At 62.9% G+C, this 3,865-nt stretch carries 4 protein-coding genes and 1 pseudogene; 2 read left to right on the top strand and 3 right to left on the bottom strand.

What is annotated here, in order from left to right:
* Nucleotides 1–313: pseudogene (locus RA20_RS23490) on the bottom strand (ABC transporter substrate-binding protein); the annotation flags it as partial.
* A gap of 180 nt (nucleotides 314–493) precedes the next feature.
* On the opposite strand from RA20_RS23490, the gene RA20_RS23485 reads away from it, so the two are divergent.
* Nucleotides 494–1,456, top strand: coding sequence for a LysR family transcriptional regulator (locus tag RA20_RS23485; RefSeq protein ID WP_039134934.1), 963 nt, complete (start codon nucleotides 494–496; stop codon nucleotides 1,454–1,456).
* A 170-nt stretch (nucleotides 1,457–1,626) separates the two neighbouring features.
* Nucleotides 1,627–2,904, top strand: coding sequence for a histidinol dehydrogenase (hisD, locus tag RA20_RS23480; protein WP_039134931.1), 1,278 nt, complete (start codon nucleotides 1,627–1,629; stop codon nucleotides 2,902–2,904).
* 29 nt (nucleotides 2,905–2,933) lie between these two features.
* Here the strand turns inward: hisD and RA20_RS23475 are convergent, their stop codons facing one another.
* Nucleotides 2,934–3,452, bottom strand: a complete 519-nt coding sequence (locus RA20_RS23475; RefSeq protein WP_039134927.1) for a nitrous oxide reductase accessory protein NosL — start codon at nucleotides 3,450–3,452, stop codon at nucleotides 2,934–2,936.
* Nucleotides 3,449–3,865 (bottom strand): ABC transporter permease subunit (locus tag RA20_RS23470; protein WP_039134924.1); only part of this gene is annotated, 417 nt, incomplete at its 5' end. The genes RA20_RS23470 and RA20_RS23475, both read right to left, overlap by 4 nt.

The following is a 3,865-nucleotide window of genomic DNA, read 5'->3' as shown; positions in this document are numbered from 1 at the left end:
CCGCCACATCCACGGTCTGGATATCCTGGCCCGCCGAGGTCGCCACCACAAACGGCGGCACGCCCTGGCTCACCGCAATCTGCACGTCGCCCGAAGCCATCGCTGCCGACATGGCGGTGCCGGTGTCGAAGGAAACCCAGTTGATCTTGACGCCCAGCTCTTCCTCATAGGTGCCGTTGGCCTTGGCAAACTGGAACGGCATCGGCCATTCAAGGAAGTAGGCGACGGTGATCTCATCCAAAGCCGAGGCCGAAGTGGCGGAAATTGCAGCGGCCGCAGCGCAGACTGTTGAAAGCAAATACTTCTTGATCATGTTGGTTCTCCTCCCAGCTGAAATCCGGATTCGTTCATTGCGAAGCTCGGACAGGTATTTTTGCACGGCAAACCATATCCGGGAAGCAATTCCACAGTAGAATAAAGTTACTTTTGCGGGCAAAGTAAAACTTAGTTTCGTTTTTTACGGAATGATGACGCTAAACGGAAGGACCCGCCAGTGCAGAAATCTCTGAGCCTCCGGTGGCTGGAAGTGTTCCAGCTCATCTCGAAGTCCGGGTCAATACAAAAGGTTGCCCAGGAGACCGGCCTGTCGATCAGCACCGTCTCCAACCACCTGCGCAGCCTGGAAAGCGCCTTGGGTGTTGATCTGGTCGACCACACCCGCCGTCCGATGGGGCTGACTCCGGCCGGCGTGGTCTTTGCCCGCTATGTCTATGACGGGCTGATGACCCTGAAACGCGGCGAGGCGGAGATCCGCTCCGGCAGCTGGCAGCATGCCACCGATCTGCGGATGGCGCTGCTGGATGACTTTGACAATGAGGTCGGCCCCGAACTGTTCCAGTTCCTCTCCACCGCCCTGCCCCGCTGCAGCTTCCGCCACTACACCCGGCCCAGCCATGAGATCATCGAGAAACTGCAGGAGCAGAAACTGGATGCAGGCGTCGCCACCCGGCCCGCGGGCCTGCTGCCCGACCTGATCGAATACCCGCTGATGCGCGACCCGTTCATCCTGGTGGTTCCTGTGGGTTTCTCCGGCGACGTCAAGGACTTGACCAAGGCCGACGCCTCCCTGCCCTTTCTGCGCTACTCCCGCGATCATACCATTGGCAAGCAAATCGAAACCCAGCTGACCCGGCTCAAGATCTCGCTGCCCAACCGGTTCGAGCTGGAGTGCAACCAGTCGATCATCGGCCTGGTTGCGGAAAGCAGCGGCTGGACAGTCACCACCGCCGCCAGCTACCACCGCGCCCAGCGCTTTCACGACAAGGTCAAAGTGGTGCGCTTCCCCGGCAAAAACTTTGCCCGCACCGTGTCGCTGTTCACCACCAACGTCTACCCGGCAGCCACGTCACAGCTCATTCACGAAGCCTTGCAAAAATCCCTGCGCCATCACTTCACGGATCCGATCAGCACCCGTTTTCCCTGGCTGGCCGAGGAATTCCGCACCCTTCCGGCTTAATAACCGCGCGGGTGCACCGCTTCGGCAATTCGAAACAAACATCCGTGTTTTTCGAAATCACCTGCCAGCGGCTTGACCGTTTGGCCCGCCAGACGCTGTTTTAGGCGCAACCCGCGCCGAGCCCGTGCTTGCACTTCCGGCGGCCCTCTAACGGAAATGAGCTGACCCAAATGGCAATCACCTATCTGAAACAGGCCCAGCCCCGCCCCGCCACCGAGAACAGCGACATCCGCGACACGGTTGCCGTCATGCTCGCCCATATCCAGCGCGAGGGTGAGGACGCCGTGCGCCGCTATGCGGAAACGCTGGACGGCTGGACCGGCCCGATCGTGGTGACCGACGCTCAGCGGCGCGCAGCCTGCAACCGGGTTTCAGATCAGCTGAAGGAAGACATCCAGTTCGCCCACGCCAACATCCGCCGTTTTGCCGAGGCGCAAAAGGCCACCATGGGCGAATGCGAGGTCGAGGTAATCCCGGGCTTGATTGCAGGCCAAAAACAGATCCCGGTCTCCAGTGCCGGCTGCTACGTGCCCGGCGGCCGCTACAGCCATATCGCCAGTGCGCTGATGACCATCACCACCGCCAAGGTCGCCGGCGTGCCGCACATCACCGCCGTGTCCCCCACGCGCCCCGGCACCGGCATTCCCGATGCTATCATCTATGCCATGGACCTCTGCGGTGCCGACCTGATCCTGAATCTGGGCGGCGTGCAGGGTATCGCGGCCATGGCCCAGGGTCTGTTCGGCGCCAAGCCCGCCGACATCCTGGTCGGTCCTGGCAACTCATTTGTGGCTGAGGCCAAGCGGATGCTGTTCGGCACGGTCGGCATTGACATGTTTGCCGGCCCCACCGATTCACTGGTGATCGCCGACCACACCGCGGATGTGGAAACCGTTGCCTGGGATCTGGTCAGCCAGGCGGAGCACGGCGCCGACAGCCCGGTCTGGCTGGTCACCACCAGCGAAAGCCTGGCCAAAGGTGTCATGGCCCGGGCCCAGTCCCTGATCGATACCCTGCCCGAACCCAATCTCTCGGCCGCCCACCGCGCCTGGCACGAGCGCGCAGAAGTGATCCTCTGCGACACCCGCGAGGAAGCCGCGCAAACCGCCGACCGCTATGCACCCGAGCATCTGCAGGTACAGGCCGAGGACCTAGATTGGTGGCTGGACCGTCTTACGGCCTATGGCTCCCTGTTCCTGGGCAAGGAAACCACCGTCTCCTTCGGCGACAAAACCTCCGGTCCCAACCATGTGCTGCCCACCAGCGGCGCCGCGCGCTATACCGGCGGGCTCTCGGTGCACAAGTTCACCAAGACCGTCACCTGGCAGCGCTGCACTGCCGCGGCCTCGCACGAGCTCGCCCAGCGCACCGCCCGCATCAGCCGGATGGAAGGCATGGAAGGCCACGCCATCGCCGCAGACCTGCGCCTGCAGCCAGAGCTGGTCTGACATTCAGCCCGAACGGCGCAAGGAGACGCTCAGGACGGCGTCTCCAAATGCTGGTCCAGATCCACAGGCCCCAGCACTGCGTCATCAGGGATGCCTTCAAACCCCGCGACGGTGCCGCCATAGCGGGCAGCAAACCGGCTGGCCTCTTCAGGCGAAGCAAAGGGCACGACTTCCGGCGCCCCCATGCCTCCCGCCACGTTGGATCCCACCACAAAATGCGCTCCCTCCGCGGCAATCCAATTCTTGCTGCCGGGATGCGCCCAGCTGGCGGCCGCCCCCATGTCGCTGACATAGATCGCGGTGATCTCCGCGTCCCGCTCCGGGCTTTTCACATAAGCCGCCAAGTCGCGCACCTGAGCAAAGAACAAGGGGGCCGGGAAACCCTCCAGATGGATCTGCCCCTTGGGGCCGCCGTGTTCCGCGACATTCATCTGGCAGAAGTAGCTGAGCGCCGCCTCAGTCAGCTCCACCGGCGCAGGCGGCGCCTTGGCCTCTTCCTCCTGGCAGGCGGCGAGCGCCAGCGCGGCAAAAACGACCAGACGTTTCATGGCTCAACCCTCCGGAAAGCGGCACAGGCCAGCAGGAAACCCAAAGCAGGCCACAACAAGAGCGACACCGGTGCCGCCCATCCGGGCAAGGCGCTGGCCGCCCCTGCCATGCCGCTGGACAAGGCCACGCTTTCCGAGGCCGCAACATTCCACAGCCGGAACGCATCCGCCGGATTGGCGACCATCACCCAAGGGAAGATTTTCTGGGTAAAGACCCCGCCGCTGTCCATGACCACAGCTCCAAGCAGACCCAGATCATAAAGCACAACAAACACGAGCCACACACCCGCTGAAAGGCCCGCAGCAGCCGTTGCGCCGCTGCTGAGCGCCGACAGCGCATAGCCCAGCACCAGGAAAACTGCCCCCAGAAGGATCGAGGTCAGCACCAGCCGTCCCAGCGCCATCAGGCTTTC

The sequence above is a fragment of the Leisingera sp. ANG-Vp genome (genome assembly GCF_000813725.1).
Lineage (GTDB): Bacteria > Pseudomonadota > Alphaproteobacteria > Rhodobacterales > Rhodobacteraceae > Leisingera.
This window is presented reverse-complemented; position numbering and strand designations above follow the sequence as displayed.